The sequence below is a fragment of the Gallaecimonas zhanjiangensis genome (genome assembly GCF_057624825.1).
This window is the reverse complement of record NZ_CM172603.1, coordinates 842,664-864,220: the sequence shown is the minus strand read 5'-3', so window position 1 is coordinate 864,220 and position 21,557 is coordinate 842,664. Positions and strand designations below refer to the sequence as shown.

Below are 21,557 nucleotides of genomic sequence, written 5' to 3'. Positions count from 1 at the left end.
CTTACACCCCCACCAGTTTGCCGGGATTTTTCACGTACTGCTCGGCAATGGCCCGCGCCGCCCGCACTGCCAGGGCGCCCACCGTCAGAGTGGGGTTGTAGCCGCCGTTATTGGGGAAGGCCGAGGCCCCCACCACAAAGACGTTGGGTACGTCCCAGCTTTGCAGGTAAGTGTTAAGGGCTGAGGTGGCAGGGTCAGCCCCCATCACAGCGCCGCCTATGGTGTGGGAGCTGTGCTGCTTGTAGGGGTTCCAGCTGCTGTCGGCCTGGTTGTCGATACTGATGTCTTTGCCGCCCACTTCTTTCATGATCTGCACCGCTTTGTCGGTAACGAAACGGGCCATCTTTTTGTCGTTGTCGTTCCAGTCGAACGTCAGGCGCAGTAAAGGCTGGCCATGGCGGTCCCGGTAGTGGGTGTCCAGATCAAGATAGGCTTCGCGCATGGGCATGGAGGTACCCTGGCAGAAGATGGTGGCCGCTTCCTGGTAGTCGCGGGCGTAGCCTTTTTTCCACTCGCTGCCCCAGCGTTTGGTGCCGGGGCGCAGGCCGTTCATGTTCTGGATCGGCCTGCCGTTGGTGCTAAAGCCCATAATGCCGGCGCCACCGATAAAATCGAGGTCGCTGTGGTCGAAGTTGTCGCCGTTAAAGTCGTCTATCTGCACGGCCAGGGCGCCGCCGCCGATAAAGGGGTTCATCTTCTGGCCGGTAAAAAAGCCGGTCACCGAGGAGCAGGTCTGGTAGCTGTAGTTACGCCCCACCGTGCCTTTGCCGGTAACAGGATCGTACTGGGTGCCAATGCCAGACAGCAGCATCAGCCGCACGTTGTCCATCTGGTAGGCGGTGATACAGACCACATCGGCGGGCTGGAAGCCCAGCTCCCCCTCTTTGGTGATGAATTTCACCCCTTTGGCGGTTTTGCCGTCGTCATGTTTTACCGCATGAAGCACTTCGGTCTCGGTAAGCACCGTGAAGTTGGGGCGGCGCATCAGTGCTGGCAGGATGCAGGCCTGAGGCGACGATTTGGAGAAGTTGCCGCAGCCGTGGAAATCGCAAAAGCCGCAGTAGGTACAAGGCCCCATGCTGACCCCAAGGGGGTTTACATAGGCCTGGGAGATATTACCGGCCGGCACCGTGAAGGGGTTGTAGCCCATCCTCTCAACGGTTTCGCGGTACATGCGCATCCAGTGCGTGTCTTTGAGGGCCGGCGTGGGGTAATCGCGGCGCCGCGCCCCTTCAAAAACGTTGCCGCCTTTACGCTGCTGGCCTTGCAGGTTACCGGCATAACCGGAGGTACCGGCAATGCGCTCGAAACGGTCGTAGAAAGGCTCCATGTCTTCGTAGGTAACGCCCCAGTCCTGCAATTGCAGGCCTTCGGTGCGCTTTTTACCGTAACGCTCGGCAGTGCGGCTGGCCACCTGGAAATCCCAGGGGGTAAAGCGCCAGGACATACCGGCCCAGTGGGTACCGGCGCCACCGACGTTCCAGCCGAACTGATAGGCAGACCAGTTGCGCACCGGCGCCGCCTCTTGGTTACTGCGATTACGAAAGGTGGTGGTCTCCACGCTCATCGGTTGCAGCAGCTCGCGGCGGGTGTGCCAGCGAAGCTCGTCGGGGTCGACTGCCGGGGGGAAATCGGTGGAGGTGTCACGCCAGGCGCCACGCTCAATGGCCACCACGTTAAGGCCGGCACGGGTCAGTTCTTCGGCCATGATTGAACCGGCCCAGCCCAGGCCACAAATCACTACATCGGCTTTTGGACGTATTTTCATGATGGAATTTCCTTGGCTCAATCTTCAGGAACGAGGCTGACCGGGATCAGTTGCAGATCTTCGCCGCGGCGATCGATATAGGGGCGGTAGTCGTAACGGGCGCCGGGAAAGCCAATCATCTTCCAGCCGGCCATGCCTTTGTTGCCGCCGTATAAGGGGTCGGCCAGGTAGCCTTCGCGGACGTTTTGCAGCATCAGCTCGAAAAAGGCCTGGCCATCCACCTCGTTGCCAAGGCTGACAGTGCCGGCTTCCAGGCCCCCAAGCAGCTGGTCGATGGCGTCGTCCCCCAGCTCGGCAAAAGCCTTGCCGTGTTGCTGGCGGGCATATGCCTCCAGGGCTTTAAGGCCGGTGAGGTAGCGCTCTTTAGGGGTAGCCAGAAACTGGGGCGCACCCATGATGGCCGCCTCGTTCTTGGGGTTGAGGGGTTTGTCGAGGTACAGGGCCTTGCCGTTGCCGTAATCACCGGCCAACTGGTTGTCGATAAACTCAAGGCAACCGGCTTCAACCGCCGAGGGCCCGTATTGGTCAGCCGGGATCAAACGGTTAAACACCGCGGCCAGGGTGGCGCGGTCGGTGGGGTCGGTCAGTACCTGGGCGCCACCAAGGCGCGCCGCCTTGGGCAGGCTGTCGGCATTTAGCTGCGTCTCTTTGGGAAAGCCCGTTAATTCTTTTGCCGCGACGGCGGGGGCCACGACTAAAGCGGCTATCTTCCCAAGGGAAAATAGAGCGTCTCTGCGGTTCATAACCTGCCTCTTTGTCTTTTTTTAAAATGACGTCACTGCTAAACCTAGCCTGCTCACAAAGCCACAGAGGTAAATACAAGAAAAGGCGTGGCCCAGGCCGATTTGGGCTGGGCAATATAGCGCCATTGGCAGGGCCCTTGCCAACCAGACCCAGGGCACGGGGCGAGGCCTTTAACGGGTGTCCAAGAAAAGAAAAAAGCCTGATTTTGGAAAGTATGAACAGGAAAAACCCCCGCAGGGGCGCGGCGTTAGCGGCTTAGGCATTATTTGATTGAAATCAAAAATGGGGGCAAAAAACCCGGTTTTTACCGGGCAATTTGTTTGGCGCGCAAATCACTTTTTTATAGCATCGAAAATTAAACGCCTTTTTTCGCCATGCCTGCTCAAAGCGAAAAACGGGGCTGATAAAAATCCAAAAATGCTTGGATACGTTTAGAAAGACCGCTGTTGCGGTAATACACCGCGTTAACGCTCTGGCGCTCCGGTTGGTCAACCTGATGCTGAACCAGCACCTTGACCAGGGTCCCGGCTTTCAGATCGGCCGCCACCATAAAGTTGGACAAGCAGGCAATGCCGTTGCCAGCCAAGGCCAACTGGCGCAGGGTTTCGCCGCTAGACACCCTAATGGCGGGCTCTACCTGGGGCTTACCCGGCAGCGGCCAGCGGTTGAGGCTGGCCGGGCTCACAAACCCCAGCAGCTGATGCTGGCCAAGCTCCGAAGGGTGCTGGGGCACCCCGCGTTTGGCGAGATAGGCCGGGCTTGCCACCAGATGCAGCGGGCTTTGGCCAAGGGCGCGGGCGTGCAGGCTCGAATCACTCAGGCCACCGATACGAATGGCCAGGTCGGTGCGCTTCTCCAAAAGGTCGATGATGCCGTCGCTGCTGGTCAGCTCCAGCTCGATGGCCGGAAACTCGGCCCGAAACTCGCTGACAAAAGGCACTATCTGGTGCAGCACAAAGGGGCTGGCCGCATCCACACGCAGCCGCCCCCGAGGCTTGCCCTGGCTGGCGTCCAGCTCCTCTTCGGCTTCTTCCAATAATTTCAAACCCTGGCGCACCCTTTGGACAAAGTGGCGGCCCTCTTCGGTCAGCTCCAGGCGGCGAGTGGTGCGGGCCAGCAAGGTGGTGCCCAGCTCCGCCTCGATGCGGCTGACCGCCTTGGACACTGTGGCTACCTGCACGTCCAGCTGCTCGGCGGCCCGAGAGAAACTGCCGCTGTCCACCACCGCCAGCAGCACCGCAAGGTTGTCGGAACGGGTTTTCATTTTCCACCTTGGAAAAAATCATTTCAGATAACGCACATTTATCACAAAAGTAAGCTTGGCAAGAATGCCGTCATCAAAAACTGACGGAGATTTGTCATGCCCATCGCCTTGCTGGCGCTCACCTTAAGCGCCTTTGCCATAGGCACCACCGAGTTTGTAATAGTCGGTTTGGTGCCCACCATCGCCAATGACCTTGGCGTTACCCTGCCCTCGGCCGGCCTCTTGGTCAGCCTCTATGCCCTGGGGGTGGCCATCGGCGCCCCGGTGCTAACCGCCCTTACCGGCCGCTGGAACCGCAAAACGGTGCTGCTGTCGGTGATGACCCTCTTTGTGCTGGGTAACCTGTTGGCCTGGCAGGCCCCCAGTTATTCGAGCCTGATTTTGGCGCGGATACTGACCGGCCTTGCCCACGGGGTGTTCTTTTCCATCGGCTCGACCATCGCCACCAGCCTGGTCAGCAAGGATAAAGAAGCCAGCGCCATCGCCATCATGTTTACCGGCCTCACTGTGGCCCTGGTCACCGGTGTGCCGCTGGGTACCTTTATCGGCCAGCATCTGGGGTGGCGCACCACCTTCCTGGTGGTATCTGCGCTGGGGCTGTTGGCCCTTATCGGCAGCGCCTTGCTGGTGCCCAAGGACCTCAAGCAACCGGCTCCGGCCAGGCTTTCTTCGCAACTGAAAGTGCTGACCCAGCCCCGGCTGCTGCTGGTGTACGCCATGACGGCGGTGGGCTACGGCGGCACCTTCGTGGCCTTTACCTACCTGGCCCCCATTTTGGAGCAGGTGTCTGGGTTCCAGTCCAGCGCTGTGGGTCTCATCATGCTGGTGTACGGGGTGTCGGTAGCCGTGGGCAACATCTGGGGCGGCCGCCTGGCCGACCGCATGGGCCCAATCAAAGCGCTGCACATCATCTTTACCGCCCTGGCGCTGGTGCTGCTGGCCTTCACCTTCACCGCTCAAAGCCCGGTAGGCGCGGTGCTGACCGTGCTGCTGTGGGGCGCCTTTGCCTTTGGCAACGTGCCCGGCCTGCAGGTGTACGTGGTGCAGCTGGCCGAGAAATACACCCCGCACGCAGTAGACGTGGCCTCTGGCCTCAATATCGCCGCCTTTAACGTCGGCATTGCCCTTGGCTCCATCATCGGCGGCACTGTTATCGACAGCCTCAACCTGATGGACACCCCCTGGATAGGCGCCCTCATCGTGGTGCTGGCCCTGCTGCTGACCCGCTTGTCCGGCTTCTTGGACCGCCGTGGCGAGGCCCAAGCCCTTTAACCCAATCAAGGGGCAGGGCTGACCTGCCCCGGGAGTGCACCATGAGCATCAATACCCTCACTCAAGGCGGCTTTTCCATCGGCGTTGAGCTGCCACTGGACAACGACTGGACACCTCAAGGTGAAGCCCGCCGCCTGGCCACCGGCCGCAAACCGGGCGAGCCAGACATGAGCCAGCACCAAGCGCTGGTAAAACTGGCCGACCAACTGGGCTTTCGGGCCGCCTGGGTCAGAGACGTACCCTTGTACGACCCTGCCTTTGGCGACGCCGCCCAGGTATTTGAAACCTTCAGCTACCTTGGCTACCTGGCCGGCGTGACCCAGAACATCTTGCTAGGCACGGCGGCGGTGGTGTTGCCGCTGCGCCAGTCCTGGCTGGTCAGAAAGGCCGCCGCCTCAGTACAAGCCCTTAGCCACAACCGCCTGCTGTTGGGGGTGGCCAGTGGCGACAGGCCGGCCGAATACCCCCTTTTTGGTGAAGATTTTGCCAGCCGAGGGGACGCCTTTCGCGAAAGCGTGGCGGTGCTTAAAGGGGAGCGGGACCACCAACTCGCCCCCGGCCAGGCCATTTTGCCCAAAGCCCCACAGCCGCCGCTGTTGGTGGCCGGTTTTGCCCAGCAATCACTGCAATGGGTGGCGGACAACATCCAGGGTCTTTTGGCCTACCCCGGCACCCCAAGCGACCACAAGCGCCGGGTTGCCCAGTGGCGGCAATTGGCTGGCAACAAGCCCTATGTGAGCTTTATCCACCTGGATCTGCAGGCCGACAAAAACGCTCCCCTAAAGCGCCACCACTTTGGCATGAGCGGCGGCAGCAAGGCGCTGGTGGCGGAGCTTGCCGCCATGCAAGAGGTAGGCGTGGACCATATCGGCCTGCACTTTCGCCGCAACCAGCGGCCCCTTAGCGAAACCTTTATGGAGATCGCCAGCGACGTGCTGCCGCAGTTTCATGGCCAGAAGCCATTAATCGATTAACTGCAACAGCCTTTTTTGCCCAGGCGCTTTTCAATTGCGGCGGGGCGCAGTAGCATGTGCCCGCCGTTTTGTGACGGCAATCACCTTTGTTGATTACTTATTCTCAGGGCGGGGCGAAATTCCCCACCGGCGGTAGGCCCCCAGGGGCAAGCCCGCGAGCGCCCGGCACAGCCGGGGTCTAGCAGATCTGGTCAAAGTCCAGAGCCGACGGTCATAGTCCGGATGGAAGAGGATAAGGGTATAGGCGCGGCCTGGCTGCGCCCATGCCTGCATGCAGTTTTTTGCAGCCATTCCTGTGCCCTGATTCTGGTAGCTTTAGGAGCGTTATTACCATGAGTCAGACCAACCACACGTCTTTACTGGCCGAATTCGGCAGTCCCATCGAGCGCGTTGAAGCCGCCCTTGCCGCCTTGCAACAAGGCCAAGGGGTACTGGTGGTGGACGATGAAGATCGCGAAAACGAAGGCGACCTCATCTATAGCACCGACCACCTCACCGCTGCCCAGATGGCGCTGATGATCCGCGAGTGCTCCGGCATTGTTTGCCTGTGCCTTACCGACGCCCAGGCCAACCAACTGGAGCTGCCGCCCATGGTGGCCGCCAACAACTCCAAGAACCAAACCGCCTTTACCGTGACCATTGAGGCCAAAGAAGGTGTGACCACCGGCGTTAGCGCTGCCGACCGGGTAACCACCATCAAGACCGCCGTGGCCCAAGGCGCCAAGCCCGAGCACCTGGCCCGCCCCGGCCATGTGTTTCCGCTGCGCGCCAAGGCTGGCGGCGTGCTGGAGCGCCGCGGCCACACCGAAGGCACCGTCGATTTAATGCGCCTGGCAGGGCTGACCCCGGCCGGGGTCTTGTGTGAAGTCACCTTGGAAGACGGCACCATGGCCCGCCTGCCCGAAATTATCGCCTTTGGTAAAAAGCACGCTATGCCGGTGCTCAGCATTGAAGACTTAGTGCAATACCGCCTGGCCACCCAGCAACAAGCGGTATAACAGCGGTTACAGCGCACAAAAGCGGGCCCAAGGGCCCGCTTTTTGATTCCCACCAAGCAAACAAGACAGCAGCGCCGCCAGCGGTTACAATCCTGCTGTTTTTTTAATTAGCCAAGAAGAATTCCCATGGGCCGAGCGTTTAACAACCGTAAAGAATCCATGGCCAAAACGGCCGCCACCAAAACCAAGATCTATTCCAAGTACGGCCGCAGCATTTATGTCTGCGCCAAGCAAGGCGGTACCGATCCCAACGGTAACACCACCCTGCGCAGCCTGATTGACCGCGCCAAGAAAGACCAGGTGCCTACCCACGTTATCGAAAAGGCCCTCGACAAGGCCGCCGGTGCCGGTGGTGAAGACTTCCTGCCCGCCGTCTACGAAGGCATTGCCCCCGGCGGCGCCCTGGTGCTGATCAGCGCCCTGACCGACAACCCCAACCGCACCTTTGGCGAAATTCGCGGCGTGTTCTCCCGCTGCAAAGCCAAACTGGGCAGCCAGGGTTCCGTGTCCCACATGTTCGACCACCGCGCCATGTTTGTTTTTGCCGGTGACGACGATGAGCCGGTACTGGAAGCGCTGATGGAAGCCGACGTAGACGTCTCCGACGTGGAAGCGGACGAAGGCATGGTCACCGTGCTGGTGCCGCCTACCGAGTTCTTCAAAGCCAAGACCGCGCTGCAGGAAATGAACCCCGACATCGATTTCGAAGTCGAGGAGATCACCTACCTGCCCCACGTTGACCACGAGCTGGCCGGTGACGACGCCGAGCAGTTCGAGCGCTTCGTGGGCATGATGAACGATCTGGAAGACGTACAAGACGTGTACCACAACGGCAAATTTGCCTAAGCGGTAACGGCTAGAAAAAATGGCGCCCAAGGGCGCCGTTTTTTTATGGGCTTATTCCAGCCCCAGCTTGATGCGCATGTCTTTTTCCAGCATGGCCTTGGCCATGGCGGCCTGGAACACTTTAAAGAACAGGCCGCTGACAAAAGCCGACAGGGTCAGGGTAAAGAAGGCCGAGACTATCCAGTCCACCCACAGCGCACCGCTTGCCACCAGCACCGGCCGGTAGATGGCGATACCGGCAAAGACCACCCAGTGGCTAAAGCAGTAAAAGCATTTGAAAAGATAACCAATCATGTGGTTTCTGGCGGCAATCCATTCCCGCCAGGGCCGAAACAGCTCGGTCTGGGTGACGGTGATAGCAATGCTGCTGGCCGCCACGGCCACCACCAGGCATTGCCAGAGCGCCAGCAGGGCGCCAGAAGGTAGTAGATCAGTCATGGTGTTCTCCAAGGTGTTTAGGGGCGGCGTGCCAGGGATAGGCCAGAAATTCTTTGCCGATATCCAGCAGGGTCAGGGTGCCAAATTCCTTTAACAGCAACGCTTCGGCGCTGGCCAAGGTTTGGTTCATCACCCGGTTGACCCCTTGCTCTACCAGGCATTGGGGGTTGTCGTTGCGGTTACCTATGGCAAAAAGCCCGGGGGAGCCAAGGGCCTGGTAAACATCCAGCAAGGTGATGTGCGCCAGCGGCTTTTTCAGCTGCCAGCCGCCCTTGTGGCCCTTATCCGACTGCACCAGTTGATGCTCGCGAAGGCCGCCCAGCATCTTCCTGACCACCACCGGGTTGGTATCCAAAAAGGTGGCCAGTTGCTCTGAGGTCACGGCTTTGTCCTCCTGCGCCATATGCAGCAGCAGGTGCAGGCAGGAAGAAAGACTGTTGTTTTGCTTCATGTAACTTTATCCGTTACGATTTAATGTAACAAACAATATTACGTGAATCATCACAGGTCAAGCCAACTCGGAGCCGCCATGAACAACGACGCGTTAATCGCCCTCTTCGACCAACAAGCCCAAGGCTACGACCAGCACTGGGCAAGGCTTGCCCCCATCAACCACAGCCTTTACCTGCTGCTGGGCTCAGTGTTTGCAGGCTTGCCTCAAAACGCCCATCTACTTTGTGTGGGCGCTGGCACCGGCCGCGAATTGCTCCACCTCGCCTCGGCCTTTCCCGGCTGGCGCTTTAGTGCCGTAGAGCCCTCGGCAGCCATGCTAGCGGTGTGCCGCCAGAAAGCCGAAGCCGCCGGCATCAGCGAACGCTGCACCTTTATCGAAGGCTACCTCGATGCCCTACCCCCAAGGCCCGCCTTTGATGGCGCCACCTGCTTGCTGGTCTCCCAGTTCTTGCTGGAAGACAAAGCACGAATCGACTTTTTCAAGGCCATTGCCCGGCGCCTGCACCCCGGCGCCATACTGGCCAGCTGCGACCTTGCCGCCGATCTTGATAGCGCCGAAGGCGAAGCGCAGCTGGCGCTGTGGTTCAAGGTGATGTCCCAGGCCCTGCCCTCTGCCGAAGCCCTCGCCAAGATGCGCCAAGCCTACCGCCAAGATGTCGCAGTACTACCCTCCCCCCAGGTCGCCGCCCTTATCCGCCAAGGCGGTTTTACCGGAGTGACCCCCTTCTTCCAGGCAGGGCTTATCCATGGCTGGTTTGGGCAACGAGGGGATGACGAGATTTTGTGATGATTCAGCCTGTTAGCGGCTTTACCCATTAGCGGGTGCTTGTTAAGTTACTGTTATTGCTTGGCGAGTGGCGCCATTGAGCTTGGGCAGCTTTACCCCTGGCCCCCGGAAGGCCGAGCCGGCAGGCCCACCAAGGAAGGGTCCAGAGTAAGGACCTTTTACTGATAACAGGGACGACATCAGCATGTGGGAGCTGCGACTCAGGGGGTGAACCTCGAAGTCAAAGCACTGCTTTGACGCAGGTGAACGCGAGTACAGAGGATGTACGAGCTGGGTGACGCGCCAGGGAAGGTTTGCCAACGCTTGGCTAAGTGATAACAGGGACGCTATCAGCATGTGGGAGCTGTGACTCAGGGGCGGTAGCGTCAATTTTGGTTCTTAGAACAATGCGTGTAGGCCACTGATTTTATTGCGTTCATTTTTCCCTGAACGTTGTTCTATACGCCGGTTCGCGCACCGGCAGGCGCCCTACTTTTGTTTCGCCAAAAGTAGGCAAAAGCATCGCCCATGTTCCGCGATGTCTTTGCTTCTGGTCGCTCCCGGTTCACCGGTTCATACGCGTGTCCCGACACGTATTCACCTGCCTCGACATCCTTGTCTCGGCTGACCCTCCACGTCAGCTCGCGGACAAGCCGCTCGCGCTCACCAGCTAAAATCAGTCCACCGACTGATTTCTTAACGCGCTCGCCCCGCCAGCAAAGCGCTCCACTTAACGGGCAAAAGAGGTGCCGCCTGGATTTTACCCGCGCTAACGCACGCCGCTGCTTTGGGCGTTAGAAGCTAAATATGGAGTTGATTTTGAATATAGGTGCTTTTTTAAATTTAGATTCCTTAAAAACACTAAGCTCCGTTATTGGCATGATTGGTGGTCTCTTAGGTTTTTTTGTTTTCTTCGATAATTACATCTTGAAATTTAAACCAAGACTGAACATTTCAAATAGATTGTTTTTTCGTTATAAAACTGAAGAGAAAAACCCAGCAATTCAAGGGAGAACTCTTGAATCTCTCATATTGAAGATTGAAGCCATTAATGGGAGAAACAAAATTGGTCGAATTGATGATTTTGCAGTAAGGGTATATGACTCAAGAGCGACTTGCCCTTCAGGCTATATGCTTTATGCTGAGAATGTTCTTGAGCGGCTACCAAGTATATCTTCATCTTTCGCAAAAGATGAATTTCACTCATTTTCTCCCGTTTCTATTTTAGGGCGATCAACTAAAAATATTGTTGTCGAATTTAAGACTGAAAAATATATGGGAGCCACCATAAACCCTGAAGGAAGCTTAAAAATGGATTTGCTATATTATCTTCCCAAAAAGGGCTGGAGATTTGTTGGCACTTTTTCACCGCATTACTTTAAGGGGCACAACGATCAAGAAGACCCAAATGGAATCATAGAATACTCCTTATTAGATAATGCAGTTACAAGGAAAGAAGCTTCCAAATCATTAAAACAGCCTGAAGTCGGAATTTATAAAGGAGTAGCGGGGAATATATAGGTTTTTATTTAATGAAACCTGTTTGGGTTCTAAAAAAGATGGCTGCCTATCCTGTCAAGGTCATTCAATTAATTGGTGCTCTTTTGGAGGCTCTAATAAGACAGGTTTCATCTTACTGTATAGTTTTGCCTCTGATTAAATTGAAATCAAAAACTCTTCCAAGGGTGCAATTTAGTAATCCAAGATCTCATTTAGTTGGTGATACAACAGCAGCACTTGAAAAGTGCAAAAACAATATTGAGAAAATAGCTGAAAAGATAAACTCCAAGGCAGATAGTAAAGCAAAGATTACTATTAGAAATGAAAGCTTTGGCTTCTGTATTCAAAGAGGCGGATTGGAAGTGAAGTTTTATAAAAGTGGTGATGGTCATATTCGAGCGAACGATACTGGCGGATATCCTCAAATGTTTACTTTTTCTATGGGGTTGGTTGAATACCCTTTTGGTCTTCGTTTGTGGAAAGTGAACAATAAAATTATGACAGTCAAATCAGCGTGTATTCACGTCATGGACTCGTTCATTTTACTTGCCCATTAATGTGGTTCGTATAAATGAAAACGCAAAAAATAAGAAAAATAAAGGACATCCATCTTCTGAAGAACCAAAAATCTATTTTTCGCAATACATCGACAGTGCGGTATTAATCAGCCTTGAAGGATTTCAAGGGGACACCCACTTTGATTCTTTTTTAAGATCAAAATCTTACAAATTACGGGGCAAAGCTGCAGATCTTCTTATCTTCATCCACATCCTGTAGGTGGGACCCCGGAGCCCCTTTAAGTGGAGCGCTTTGCCGTTGGGAGTGTGAGCTGGCGCGAGACAGGGATGGGAGGCGGCCAGCTTGGTCGAGCGGAGGACGCGTCGGGGCGAAGCTTGCGCATCAAAGTGCGGCTTTAATGCTGCTGAGCACGAGCACAGGACGTGCGAGCAGGGAATAACCACCAGGGAAGGTTTCAAAGACCCTCATTTTTCTATTGCATCGAGCGACCAGAGGTAAGGACATCGCGTAACGTCGGGGGCGATGCCGTTGGGTGGGCAGCCCCGCTGACTTTGTGCGACAAAATTGTCGGGAACAGTTTTGAACATTGGAACGCAGCGACGATGGTCCGAGTTAAACAAAGTACCTCGCCTGCCGGGGCGAGACCCGGCATACAAATGAGCTCGATTAGTGCCGCAGATTTTATATTCAAGCCCAATCTATTCAAACCAATAACTTTTTCACGAAATGCGCTTCGTCGCTGAAATAACTAACAAAGCTGTCGTAAACGGTTCTTATCCTGCTGGGCACCGGGCCGCTTTGCGGGCGGTAGATAAAAAGCTCCCAAGGGCCTTGGCGTTCAAGGTGGCTAAGCACTGGCACCAATTTGCCTGCGGCGATAAGGGGGGCGGCAAGGCTCAGTGGCAGGTGGCCAAAGCCCATGCCGTTTTTCACGGCTTCAAATTCGCTGTCGGCATCGTTGCTAACAATCACCGGGTTTTCTGGCCGAAAGGTGGTGTTGTTTTTAAAAAACCAGGGCCAGAGCTGCTGCTTTGCAAGGTTATAAAGGGCAACGGTGGGGCGCTGGTTTAGTGCTTCAAGGCTGGCTGGGGCGCCGTATTGTGCAATCAGTGCCGGGGTTGCCACCACCACAAAGTTAAAGGGGCCAAAGGAGCGGGCAATAAAGCGGTTGTCGTTAATGCCAGCGCCAATACGAAAGCCAATATCGATACGTTCTGACACCACATCTGAGCGGGCATCCGAGAGGCGAAGGTCAAAATGAATGTCGCTGTAGTCCTGGCGAAGCTTGGCAATGGGGGCCTGCATCAGGTGTTTATAAAGTAGCGCCGGAGCGGCGATGCGCACCGGTGCCAAGGCGGCGTTTTGCTGGGTAAAGACTTGGTCTAGGGAGTCAATGGCGGGTTGGGCCTGGCGATACACCGCTTCACCAAAGGGGGTGATTTGCACCTTGCGAGTACTGCGTAAAAACAAAATCTCGCCCAGGGTCTTTTCCAGTTCCTGAATGCTGCGGGTAACGGCTTGCGCCGAGATGTGCAGCTTTATGGCGGCCTCTTTAAAGGTGGCACTGTCGGCGACGGTACAAAACACGTGCAGGTTATCTAAACGGCTGGCCATGTTTGCCTTAGCGGATGCGGTGGGGACGACAATATTATCTCTTAAAATTTATCTTTTTAATTTAATTATTCCAATTGGGGGATAATGAATTCCTAACATCGCCATATATCTGGCGGTCTTGGCTGGGGTACTTTTTTGGCATCAACTTTGACTGCCAGCGGAGTGCTTATGTCCCCTAAAGTTAACCAACCCTTTGTTTTTAATAACGGAACTGAAATTCGTAACCCGGTGGTGATGGCCCCTATGACTACCTGGGCCGGTAATGACAAAGGCGAGCTGAGTGAGCAAGAGCTGGCCTATTACCGGGCGCGCGCCAAGGAAGTGGGAATGGTAATAACCGCCACCAGCCATACCTTGGCCAATGGCCGTGGTTTTCCCGGGCAGTTCTTTTGCGGCAACGATGCTTGTTTAGCGCAACTCACGGCGCTGGCCGAGGCTATTCACAGCGGCGGTGCAAAGGCGATATTGCAAATTTTCCATGCTGGGCGCTCAACCAGCCCGGAGCTGTCTGACGATATCGTTAGCGCCTCGGCCATCCGGGAGCGTTTTCAATACCACACCAACCCACGTGAAATAAGCGAAGCGGAGATGCTGCAACTGCTGCAATCCTTCGCCGAGGTTACCCACCGCGCCATTGCCGCTGGCTTTGACGGCATTGAGATCCACGGGGCAAACGGCTATCTGTTTCAGCAGTTTTTATCTGCCGCCACCAACCAGCGCAGTGACGATTGGGGCGGCACCCTCGAAAAACGTTGCCGTTTTCCGTTAGCGGCTGTCGATACAGTGATAAAGGCGGCGGCAGAGGCAAAGCGCCCCGATTTCATTATCGGTTACCGCTTAACCCCGGAAGAGGTACCGGAAATTGAAAACGGCTTAACCCTGCAAGAAGCCGCCTATTTTGTTGACCAGCTGGCGACGCGGGCACTGAGTTATCTACATATTTCCTTGCAGCACTATCGCCAGACTTCAAGGCGCAACCCAGGCAGTACAGAACCGGTTGCCGAAGGCATTGCCAAGGTGTTGGCCGGGCGCTTGGCGCTGGTGGGGGTTGGCCAGGTTAAAACCGCTGACGAGCTAGCCGATGCTTTGCGTCTTTATGATTTGGTGGCGGTTGGCCGGGCACTCATTACCGACCCGCATTGGCTGAGTAAGGTACAAGCCGCCAAGCCACTGACGCAGACCGTAAGTGCAGCCAGCCTCAACGCCCAAGTGATACCGCCCTTGATGTTTGAGCAGCTTAAAACCTTCTTTCCTGACATCACCACTGCCTAACAAAGAGCCAGCAAATGCTGGCTTTTTGATTGCCAGGGTAGGGCGTCGAACCAGTGTCTTTTCGCCTACAACCCTAAGTTGTTAGCGTCACAACTTAGGCGCCCTTTATTGCTTAAACGCCTGCGCTTAGGCTGGCCTTTTTCACAACAAAGGTGTCTTAAATGGCGATTTACCTGGTCAGGATGGACCACCCCGACGGCCCGGCGTGGGGCCAGTTTGTGGTGGAGCATGTGCAGTATCTAAAAGGGCTTATTGCGAAGGGCAAGCTCATCGCTTCTGGCCCGCTAGTGGGCACGCCGGCTTTTTGATTTTTAACGCCAATGATGCCGGCGAAGTGCAAGCCTTGGTGGCGGCCGACCCATTCAGTCGGGAAGGGCTCATTGACGCCTTGGATATTCAACAGTGGCAACCGTTTTTCAAAATAAAGGACATCCACCTTCTGAATAACCAAAAATTTATTTTTCGCAATACATCGACAGTGCTCTACTAATCAGTCTTGAGGGTGTTTGCTTTGCGCTGATACCGCGTTTTGTCGTTAAAAACGCAAATCCGCGGCGAGCGGGATTGTCAGCGAAAAAAAACAAAGGACATCCATCTTCTGAATAACCAAAATCTATTTTTCGCAATGCACCGACAGTGCTCTACTAATCAGCATGATGGAATGGGTGTCCTTTTTCTCTTTTTCTTGCTTTTTCTTGCTTTTTCTTGTTGTTTTTCTTTTTTTGTGTGTGGGCGGCTATACTCATGATTGGCACAATTTATGACTCCCAGCAACAGCATCGGCTTTTCCGCCGCTGCTTTTGTGGCTTAAGGCTACACCACCACAAAACATTAACTACAAAGCTGCGCGTTCTGGCGGCGTTACATTTACTTTTAGCTCAGAGTATTAGTGGAACATTTATGCCAATTAAAAAATGGATGATTCAATACACTATAGCCCTACCTATAATTTTTGTTTTGCTAGCTGGCGTTCAATATCTGAAAGGCAGAAGTCTAGAATACTCTATTGAATTCGGTATATTTTGGGCACTGGTATCGTTAACCATTTTTGCGATTAGGCGTTTCTACAATTATCGCAAAAAAATTAATTGTGCCGTTTGCAATGATTTACCAAATAACAATCAAGGTTCTGATGGCAATGGACCTCATCCGCCTTAACGGACACGCATCACCTACCTGCCGAGAGGAAAGGTAGCCGCGATAACGTATCACCGATACACTAAAAGTAAGCCGTTGAATAACGATCGCGTGTCCATTTTATCGGGTGAACATCATCAGCTGACCGCGTTATATTTCTCAATTAGTACACAGTATATTGAGGACTCAAGCATTTATTTATTTTTTCATTTACAACTTGACTCATATAAATAGCACCTTCTTTATTAAGATGATCGCCATTCAAAAAATATTTATCTGCCAAAGGGTAGTTCATTAAGTTTATATAGCATCTACCAAAAATTGATTGCATATCATGAGTGAACTGACGGAGACCTAATAAATGATATTCGTTAAATTTTCTTTCCATATTTGTGACATACCTATGGTTCAAAGGCATAGATATGACAACTACTTTAAATTCGCTCTTGGAAAACACGTCGACAATTTTAGATAAATTTTCGTAATACATTTTTTTATTTTTTATAAAAAAAGTCTTTTTATAATGAGAAGCTCTTATCCAATCTTTAGTGGCTCCATATTCTTTGCTGTCCAAGAGTCTACGACCATTTCCAGCAAAACCAGCATCATCTTCCTCAACAATTGCGTTAGCATGGGAAAGAGAAACAAAACTTAGTATATTATAGAAAAAATTAGAAAAGTTTACGGTAAAACTTCTTTCAAGCATACTTAAATACACTTCTTGACTATATTCAAATAAGAACATGTTATCAGATGAATATTCCAGAAGCCGATTGGTATACATTTCCACCGGGGTAATATTAATAATTACGTATTTTAAACTTCTGAAATGCTCTTTTGAGTAAGAGAATTCCTTTATAGCGTCAAGTATTACACCGCCAGGTTCATTTAAATAAAAAATACTATTACTATTTAATAGTATTCTGTTAGCATGCGAATTCCCAATCACAACCCCTTCTATTCCATCTGAATTCAATATACTTCTGTATTTAAATTCCCTACTGTGGATTATGATGACTAACACTGTAATAAGCGTTATTATGCATAGACTGACAAGCATCCTATATATTTTAAAACTGCGCATAATAAAATTGCCCATCAACATTTCTCACAAAAAATGATATTGTCACAAAAATCAAACTAACTGCAATAACAAGAGCTGGACTAAAGGAGATGATTTTTCTAACTTTCCTATAAAAGAAAAAATCAAATAAAAATAAAGTTGCTAATGATAAAACAAATAAAACCCCATATTTATAACCAATCACTGGAAAAATGCAATTAGGGACTACGCCATTAAATGTATATCCGACCAAGAAGTAAAAAAATATCTGACTCATTATTAAAACATTGCGATATTTTTTTATTTTATTCTGCATTAAAAAGTAGGTTATATTAAAAACACCAAAAGATATAAAATTAAATGTTAATCCATGCCACAAAGATAGAACAGATACACTGACAATAATATTAATATACGCTTTATATTTTCTAAATTTTTTGTTTGCTGAAATTTTAAAAAAGTCATTGCACCATTTAAAAACCGTAATATTCCAACGGCTATAAAATTGAGATATATTTCGACAAAAGAACGGGGCTCTAAAACTCAGTGGCATTTTAAATCCAGCCAAGCCAGCTATACCTATTCCCATTAATGACCAAGATAGATAATCCGAGTACATATAAGAGAACCAAAACACAGAGTTTAATAAGCTTTCATCTTCTGAAAATATTTTCTCAGTTACACATGAGATATAAATCTTAAAAAACAATCCAACAGCAAAAATCAGGTGATACAAAGCCAGTGATTTAATGTTGATTTTTTTTAACCTATCAAATCCAGAAGGTTTTACTATTGGGCCACAATATAACTGCGGGAAAAAGCTAAGCTTACTAATTAACTCACCACAACTTATATTATTTTTTATATAATAACACACTTGAAATAGCGCAAAGCTGACTCCAACAAGCTGATAACCATTAGCCCCACTAAAAAAAGTATTTTTTAATAAAATTAAAACCAATACTGTTAATGCCATATATAGATCGTTAATAACTACATATGTTGAGAGGATTTTCACCAGACAAGAAATAACACATATGATGATGAATGTTTCTGGATACAATAAAAATGAAAATATGACACCACTCAATATCACTATTTTTTTTGAATTAGTGAGAGCAGCAATAAAATATAGAACAATAAGAGAGGTAACCAATCTTGCATTCCTTTGCATCAATTAAAATTTTTATTATCAATTGCATCATTCACTAATTTATCTCAATAGTCAATAACTATCAGCCGCAGCAAGGGCTGAACTTCAAGTAACAAGTCGACCTCACCCGCTTTAGCAGACACGCATCACTAACCTGCGAGGAAAAGTAGCCTCGATTACATGTCACCGATACGGTACGAGCAAGCCGCTTAATAACAACTGCGTTGTCCGTTTTATCGTGTGAGCGTCACAAGCGTTATGCGTAAGAAATAGTTGCTATGACTAGAAAGTATTGATAGAAGAGTTCAATCCTACTTAAAGTACCAAAGTGTTAGTAACCACACTCAAGGGCGGTAGCTTCTTTTTATCTTCAACTGCGCTGCCCACTTATCTTAAAAGCCGCCGAAAACCGCCATTCAAAAAGGATTCTGCTCTTGAAATATCTGCCTTGGGCAACACTTGGGTTCTGTGTGGCCCCATTTATGGCTTGTGCCATTGTTATCAATCCTAATGTCCCTGATAGCAAGTATCTGGTGCCTGAGAGTGTGTTCCCGGCCTTGGCAGAATTACCCGGCGAGGGCCAGGGTACACTTATTGCGCCACGTTGGGTTGTCACGGCCGCGCATGCCACTCAGGGTTACATGCTGATGCGCGTAAAAATAAACGGCCAATGGCGCAGTGTCTCTGAGGTACATCTTTATCCGGGTTTCTTGGCAGAGTTTGAAAAGGTCAAGCTCGCAGCTGAACACCCGACGCTGGAGAATTACCCCAACATCGAAGCTGCCTTTACATCCATGCACGATATTGCGCTTATCGAGCTGGCCAACCCCGTAGAGGATGTAAAAGCGGTTCCCCTGTATCTGGCTTCAGATGAAGAAAATCACGTTATCCAACTCTTGGGAAAAGGTGCAACGGGGAACGGCGATACCGGCCAATATCCAAACTCACCACACCGGGGGCAATTGCGGCAGGCTGAAAACCGTATCACCAAGGCTGACGGGCAATGGCTGGACTACCGCTTCGATTGCCACACGGGCAGCTTGCCACTTGAGGGGGTGATAGGCGATGGCGACAGTGGCGGCCCTGTGCTTATCCGGTCAACAAAGGGTTGGGCGCTTGCCGGCGTATCAGACTGGAAGCACTGGCCTGAAGGTCATTCACAATTCGTGGCCGGCGTTTGCAATCAAGTCTATTCCAGTTCACGTATCTCATATTATGCCCCGTGGATAAAAAAGGTTATCAGCGCCAAATAAGATTAAGGGAGCTGTAAATAGCCCGGCTTACAGTCAGAATTTCCTAGCAATAGAATAACGATTAGAATCGAGACGATGAAAATAAAAACCGTGTTCAGAATGTTTTTGTATGGCGCACTGGGTTATACAGGTGCCATGTTTGGCAATGCCTATCGTATTAGCGAAGACTTTGTCAGCAGGCAGAAGCTTTGCTTAGAGGGCGCCACTCAATCATGCGTATCTCCTGATACAGCTAAAGTGATGTTAGCTGGCTGGTCTCCACACAGCATGAATTATCTGTTGTGCGCCATTATCAGCCTAGTGGCGATTGTCTTATTAGATGACGCAATTAACTTACTCTCGAAGAGACATCGCCAACATCAATAAAATACGCATCTTTTGCCTCGCATCTTTCAAGCCCATTTGAGTACAGTGCCGAACTGCCGGGGCTGTCTTCTTAGGATAAAGAAAAAGTTACTCGCCCTGAGGCAATCCCGTCTTAAATGATAAGGGTAACTTCAAAAGGAGATGTGCGATGAGGAAGTCTCTACTGTTGATGCTCTTGGTTTTCCTATCAGGATGCGCTCAAAATTCCGGTGTCATTCCCATGGGTGATGATACCTATATGGTCTCCAGGCAAGCTGCATCAGCATTCACGGGCATGGGTACGTTAAAAGCCGATGCTTTGAAGGAAGCCGCAGCGTACTGCCAATCGCAGCACAAAGGGTTAAAGGTTATTCAGGTGATAGATGCGCAGCCGCCCTTTGTGATGGGCAATTTTCCTAAGTCGGAAGTGCAGTTTTCCTGTGCTCAATGAGTATCAGCTCAGCGGCATGCCTCTATAAGCTACTGATTTAAAACTCGTTAAGACTACAGACGAAGGATCAACTACCCTAATAAACACACTATAAAAACAGGGAACAGGTTATGCAGAGCAAGTATCAATCCTTTAAAGATTTCTACCCCTTTTACCTTGAGCAGCACCGCAACCAAACGTGCCGGCAGCTGCATTTTTGGGGCTCGACGGTGGTGGTGTTGCTGGTGTTGGCAGCGGCGGTAACCGAGCAGTGGTGGTATCTGGCCTTAACGCCGGTGGCAGGGTATGGCTTTGCCTGGGTGGGGCACTTCTTCTTTGAAAAGAACCGGCCTGCGACCTTTAGCCACCCCTTTTACAGCCTGATGGGGGATTGGGTGATGTACAAGGACATGCTGGTGGGTAAGTTGCCGTTTCAGGCCCAGCACTGAGCTTGCCAATAAAAAAGGCCCGCAAGGGCCTTTTTTATTGGCATTAAGGTGAGTTCAGCGCTTCACGCATACGAAGATGGCGTTACCTGAGGCCTGGTCCCAGGGCAGTATCTTGTCGTAGTCATGCTCGAAGATATGCACCTCGAATAGCGGCGCAAGCAAAGCCTCAAGTTCAGCGAAGGTCACCGCCACCATGGGGTGTTCGTCCTGCCAGAATTCGATATCTCCCTGGTGGTGGCGCTCGATATGCAGGCGCAGGGATTGGCGCTCCCCTTCCCCGCCGTAGTGCCAACCGGAGCGGAACCAGAACAGGGCGTCGTCCTGGCTGGCGCTGTGGCTCACCGAGGAGCTGTTGTCTATTTTCAGCCTGTCTACGGCGTTAAAGGCAGAGACCCCGCCGCTCCCCAGAGCCCGGTGTACCTGAGCGATACAGGCCTTGAGGTTGGCAATGCCATCGCAGTAGTGAAGGGAATACAAAAAGCAGGTGATGAGATCCAGCGGCGCCTCAACCTCGAAATCGCACATGTTTTGCAACATGAAACGGGCCTCGGGGCAGCGCTTGGCGGCTAAATCCAGCATCGGCTGGTTGATGTCGAGGCCGCTACTGTCAAACCCTGCATCCAGGAAGTGGCGCACATGGGGGCCGGTGCCGCAGGCCAAGTCCAGGTGGCGGGTGCCCTGGTTGCCAAAGATCTGATGCAGCCGTTGCAGGCTCTGGCTTTGCGCCTGGTAGTTGATGTCGGCACACATCAGATCGTAATAGCCGGAAAGGTCGGTATAAAGAGCGGTGCAAGACATGCAATACAGCGCCTGAAGCTGAGGGTGGCGCATAGTACACTGAGCCGGTGAAAAAGTATTCGATAAATTCCCCCCAAAGGAGCGCGCCGTGAGTGGCATTACCCATCTTGAAACCTTGCTTAAATCCATGTCGCCCGAGCTTAAGGCCGGGGACTTTGTGTTTTGCACCCTGCCCGGCAGCCTCGCCGATTACGTTAGCTTGTCGCCCCTCGCCAGCTTTATTGAAGCCGAAGGGCTGACCCTTATATTGGACGCCGCCACCGCCGCCGAACATCGCCTGCCGGCATCGCCCCCTTACCGGCAAATTACCCTTAATGTGCATTCCAGCCTGGAAGCGGTGGGGCTAACCGCCGCCTTTGCCACTACCCTTACCCAGCATGGCATCAGCGCCAATGTGGTGGCCGGTTACTATCACGACCATATCTTTGTGCCCACCGCCAAAGCCGAGCAGGCCCTGGCAGCCCTTCAAGCCCTTAGCCAGTGCGACTAACCCCAGGAGAA

Annotated in this window: 24 protein-coding genes and 1 riboswitch; of the genes, 15 read left to right on the top strand and 9 right to left on the bottom strand. The window is 52.2% G+C overall.

All coding sequences use genetic code 11. The features are described 5' to 3' along the window. Position 1: 1 nt before the first annotated feature. The 3 genes from AC22G1_RS04080 to AC22G1_RS04070 all read right to left on the bottom strand — a co-directional run bounded on the left by AC22G1_RS04080 (position 2) and on the right by AC22G1_RS04070 (position 3,776). A complete protein-coding gene (locus AC22G1_RS04080; protein ID WP_487316686.1) occupies positions 2–1,771 on the bottom strand; it encodes a GMC family oxidoreductase in 1,770 nt (589 codons plus the stop codon). 14 nt (positions 1,772–1,785) lie between these two features. Then, the gene (locus tag AC22G1_RS04075; RefSeq protein WP_487315632.1) at positions 1,786–2,460 is read right to left on the bottom strand and encodes a gluconate 2-dehydrogenase subunit 3 family protein; all 675 of its coding nucleotides are present in this window, start codon (positions 2,458–2,460) and stop codon (positions 1,786–1,788) included. A gap of 434 nt (positions 2,461–2,894) precedes the next feature. After that, on the bottom strand, positions 2,895–3,776 hold the full coding sequence (locus AC22G1_RS04070; protein WP_487315631.1) for a LysR family transcriptional regulator: 882 nt from the start codon (positions 3,774–3,776) through the stop codon (positions 2,895–2,897). A gap of 96 nt (positions 3,777–3,872) precedes the next feature. Between AC22G1_RS04070 and AC22G1_RS04065 the strand changes: the two genes are divergently transcribed. The 4 genes from AC22G1_RS04065 (at position 3,873) to AC22G1_RS04050 (ending at position 7,866) form a co-directional block, all read left to right on the top strand. Next, the gene (locus AC22G1_RS04065) at positions 3,873–5,048 is read left to right on the top strand and encodes an MFS transporter (RefSeq protein ID WP_487315630.1); all 1,176 of its coding nucleotides are present in this window, start codon (positions 3,873–3,875) and stop codon (positions 5,046–5,048) included. Between the two features lie 41 nt (positions 5,049–5,089). Next, the gene (locus AC22G1_RS04060; RefSeq protein ID WP_487315629.1) at positions 5,090–6,022 is read left to right on the top strand and encodes a TIGR03571 family LLM class oxidoreductase; all 933 of its coding nucleotides are present in this window, start codon (positions 5,090–5,092) and stop codon (positions 6,020–6,022) included. 95 nt (positions 6,023–6,117) lie between these two features. Next, a riboswitch (FMN riboswitch) is annotated at positions 6,118–6,260 on the top strand. 94 nt (positions 6,261–6,354) lie between these two features. Further along, positions 6,355–7,020, top strand: a complete 666-nt coding sequence (gene ribB / locus AC22G1_RS04055) for a 3,4-dihydroxy-2-butanone-4-phosphate synthase (protein WP_487315628.1) — start codon at positions 6,355–6,357, stop codon at positions 7,018–7,020. Between the two features lie 126 nt (positions 7,021–7,146). Continuing rightward, on the top strand, positions 7,147–7,866 hold the full coding sequence (locus AC22G1_RS04050) for a YebC/PmpR family DNA-binding transcriptional regulator (RefSeq protein ID WP_487315627.1): 720 nt from the start codon (positions 7,147–7,149) through the stop codon (positions 7,864–7,866). A 51-nt stretch (positions 7,867–7,917) separates the two neighbouring features. Here the strand turns inward: AC22G1_RS04050 and AC22G1_RS04045 are convergent, their stop codons facing one another. Both AC22G1_RS04045 and AC22G1_RS04040 read right to left on the bottom strand, forming a co-directional pair. Next, the gene (locus AC22G1_RS04045; RefSeq protein ID WP_487315626.1) at positions 7,918–8,304 is read right to left on the bottom strand and encodes a DUF1360 domain-containing protein; all 387 of its coding nucleotides are present in this window, start codon (positions 8,302–8,304) and stop codon (positions 7,918–7,920) included. Continuing rightward, positions 8,297–8,755 (bottom strand): Rrf2 family transcriptional regulator, encoded by a 459-nt coding sequence (locus AC22G1_RS04040; RefSeq protein WP_487315625.1) that lies wholly within the window; start codon positions 8,753–8,755, stop codon positions 8,297–8,299. The genes AC22G1_RS04045 and AC22G1_RS04040 overlap by 8 nt, the downstream gene beginning before the upstream one ends. 78 nt (positions 8,756–8,833) lie before the next feature. Here AC22G1_RS04040 and AC22G1_RS04035 point away from each other — a divergent pair, with 78 nt between their 5' ends. The 3 genes from AC22G1_RS04035 to AC22G1_RS04025 all read left to right on the top strand — a co-directional run bounded on the left by AC22G1_RS04035 (position 8,834) and on the right by AC22G1_RS04025 (position 11,580). Then, complete coding sequence (locus AC22G1_RS04035; RefSeq protein ID WP_487315624.1) at positions 8,834–9,544, top strand: class I SAM-dependent methyltransferase; 711 nt, start codon at positions 8,834–8,836, stop codon at positions 9,542–9,544. Between the two features lie 786 nt (positions 9,545–10,330). Continuing rightward, positions 10,331–11,044, top strand: coding sequence for a hypothetical protein (locus tag AC22G1_RS04030; RefSeq protein ID WP_487315623.1), 714 nt, complete (start codon positions 10,331–10,333; stop codon positions 11,042–11,044). 11 nt (positions 11,045–11,055) lie between these two features. Beyond that, complete coding sequence (locus AC22G1_RS04025) at positions 11,056–11,580, top strand: hypothetical protein (RefSeq protein ID WP_487315622.1); 525 nt, start codon at positions 11,056–11,058, stop codon at positions 11,578–11,580. A gap of 664 nt (positions 11,581–12,244) precedes the next feature. Here AC22G1_RS04025 and AC22G1_RS04020 read toward each other — a convergent pair. Then, positions 12,245–13,156, bottom strand: coding sequence for a LysR family transcriptional regulator (locus tag AC22G1_RS04020; RefSeq protein WP_115717848.1), 912 nt, complete (start codon positions 13,154–13,156; stop codon positions 12,245–12,247). 168 nt (positions 13,157–13,324) lie between these two features. On the opposite strand from AC22G1_RS04020, the gene AC22G1_RS04015 reads away from it, so the two are divergent. The 3 genes from AC22G1_RS04015 to AC22G1_RS04005 all read left to right on the top strand — a co-directional run bounded on the left by AC22G1_RS04015 (position 13,325) and on the right by AC22G1_RS04005 (position 15,586). Then, positions 13,325–14,428, top strand: coding sequence for an oxidoreductase (locus tag AC22G1_RS04015; protein ID WP_487315621.1), 1,104 nt, complete (start codon positions 13,325–13,327; stop codon positions 14,426–14,428). Between the two features lie 161 nt (positions 14,429–14,589). Beyond that, on the top strand, positions 14,590–14,736 hold the full coding sequence (locus AC22G1_RS04010) for a YciI family protein (RefSeq protein ID WP_487315620.1): 147 nt from the start codon (positions 14,590–14,592) through the stop codon (positions 14,734–14,736). 436 nt (positions 14,737–15,172) lie between these two features. Continuing rightward, positions 15,173–15,586, top strand: coding sequence for a hypothetical protein (locus tag AC22G1_RS04005; RefSeq protein ID WP_487315619.1), 414 nt, complete (start codon positions 15,173–15,175; stop codon positions 15,584–15,586). 142 nt (positions 15,587–15,728) lie between these two features. Here AC22G1_RS04005 and AC22G1_RS04000 read toward each other — a convergent pair whose 3' ends face one another. Both AC22G1_RS04000 and AC22G1_RS03995 read right to left on the bottom strand, forming a co-directional pair. Further along, positions 15,729–16,541: a hypothetical protein gene (locus AC22G1_RS04000; protein ID WP_487315618.1), complete on the bottom strand. Its 813-nt coding sequence runs from the start codon at positions 16,539–16,541 to the stop codon at positions 15,729–15,731. Positions 16,542–16,635: 94 nt separating this feature from the next. Continuing rightward, positions 16,636–17,604 carry an MBOAT family O-acyltransferase gene (locus tag AC22G1_RS03995; RefSeq protein WP_487315617.1) on the bottom strand — a complete coding sequence of 323 codons (969 nt, stop codon included), beginning with the start codon at positions 17,602–17,604 and terminating at the stop codon, positions 16,636–16,638. A gap of 611 nt (positions 17,605–18,215) precedes the next feature. Here AC22G1_RS03995 and AC22G1_RS03990 point away from each other — a divergent pair. The 4 genes from AC22G1_RS03990 (at position 18,216) to AC22G1_RS03975 (ending at position 20,258) form a co-directional block, all read left to right on the top strand. Then, positions 18,216–19,034, top strand: a complete 819-nt coding sequence (locus AC22G1_RS03990) for a S1 family peptidase (RefSeq protein ID WP_487315616.1) — start codon at positions 18,216–18,218, stop codon at positions 19,032–19,034. Between the two features lie 75 nt (positions 19,035–19,109). Next, positions 19,110–19,400, top strand: a complete 291-nt coding sequence (locus tag AC22G1_RS03985) for a hypothetical protein (protein WP_487315615.1) — start codon at positions 19,110–19,112, stop codon at positions 19,398–19,400. Between the two features lie 148 nt (positions 19,401–19,548). After that, complete coding sequence (locus tag AC22G1_RS03980) at positions 19,549–19,830, top strand: hypothetical protein (protein WP_487315614.1); 282 nt, start codon at positions 19,549–19,551, stop codon at positions 19,828–19,830. 110 nt (positions 19,831–19,940) lie between these two features. After that, entirely contained in the window at positions 19,941–20,258 is a 318-nt protein-coding gene (locus AC22G1_RS03975) for an Mpo1-like protein (RefSeq protein ID WP_487315613.1), read from the top strand. 54 nt (positions 20,259–20,312) lie between these two features. On the opposite strand, the gene AC22G1_RS03970 is transcribed toward AC22G1_RS03975, so the two are convergent. Continuing rightward, positions 20,313–21,056 (bottom strand): class I SAM-dependent DNA methyltransferase, encoded by a 744-nt coding sequence (locus tag AC22G1_RS03970; protein WP_487315612.1) that lies wholly within the window; start codon positions 21,054–21,056, stop codon positions 20,313–20,315. A gap of 88 nt (positions 21,057–21,144) precedes the next feature. Between AC22G1_RS03970 and AC22G1_RS03965 the strand changes: the two genes are divergently transcribed. Beyond that, positions 21,145–21,546, top strand: a complete 402-nt coding sequence (locus tag AC22G1_RS03965; RefSeq protein ID WP_487315611.1) for an ACT domain-containing protein — start codon at positions 21,145–21,147, stop codon at positions 21,544–21,546. The last annotated feature ends 11 nt before the right edge of the window (positions 21,547–21,557 follow it).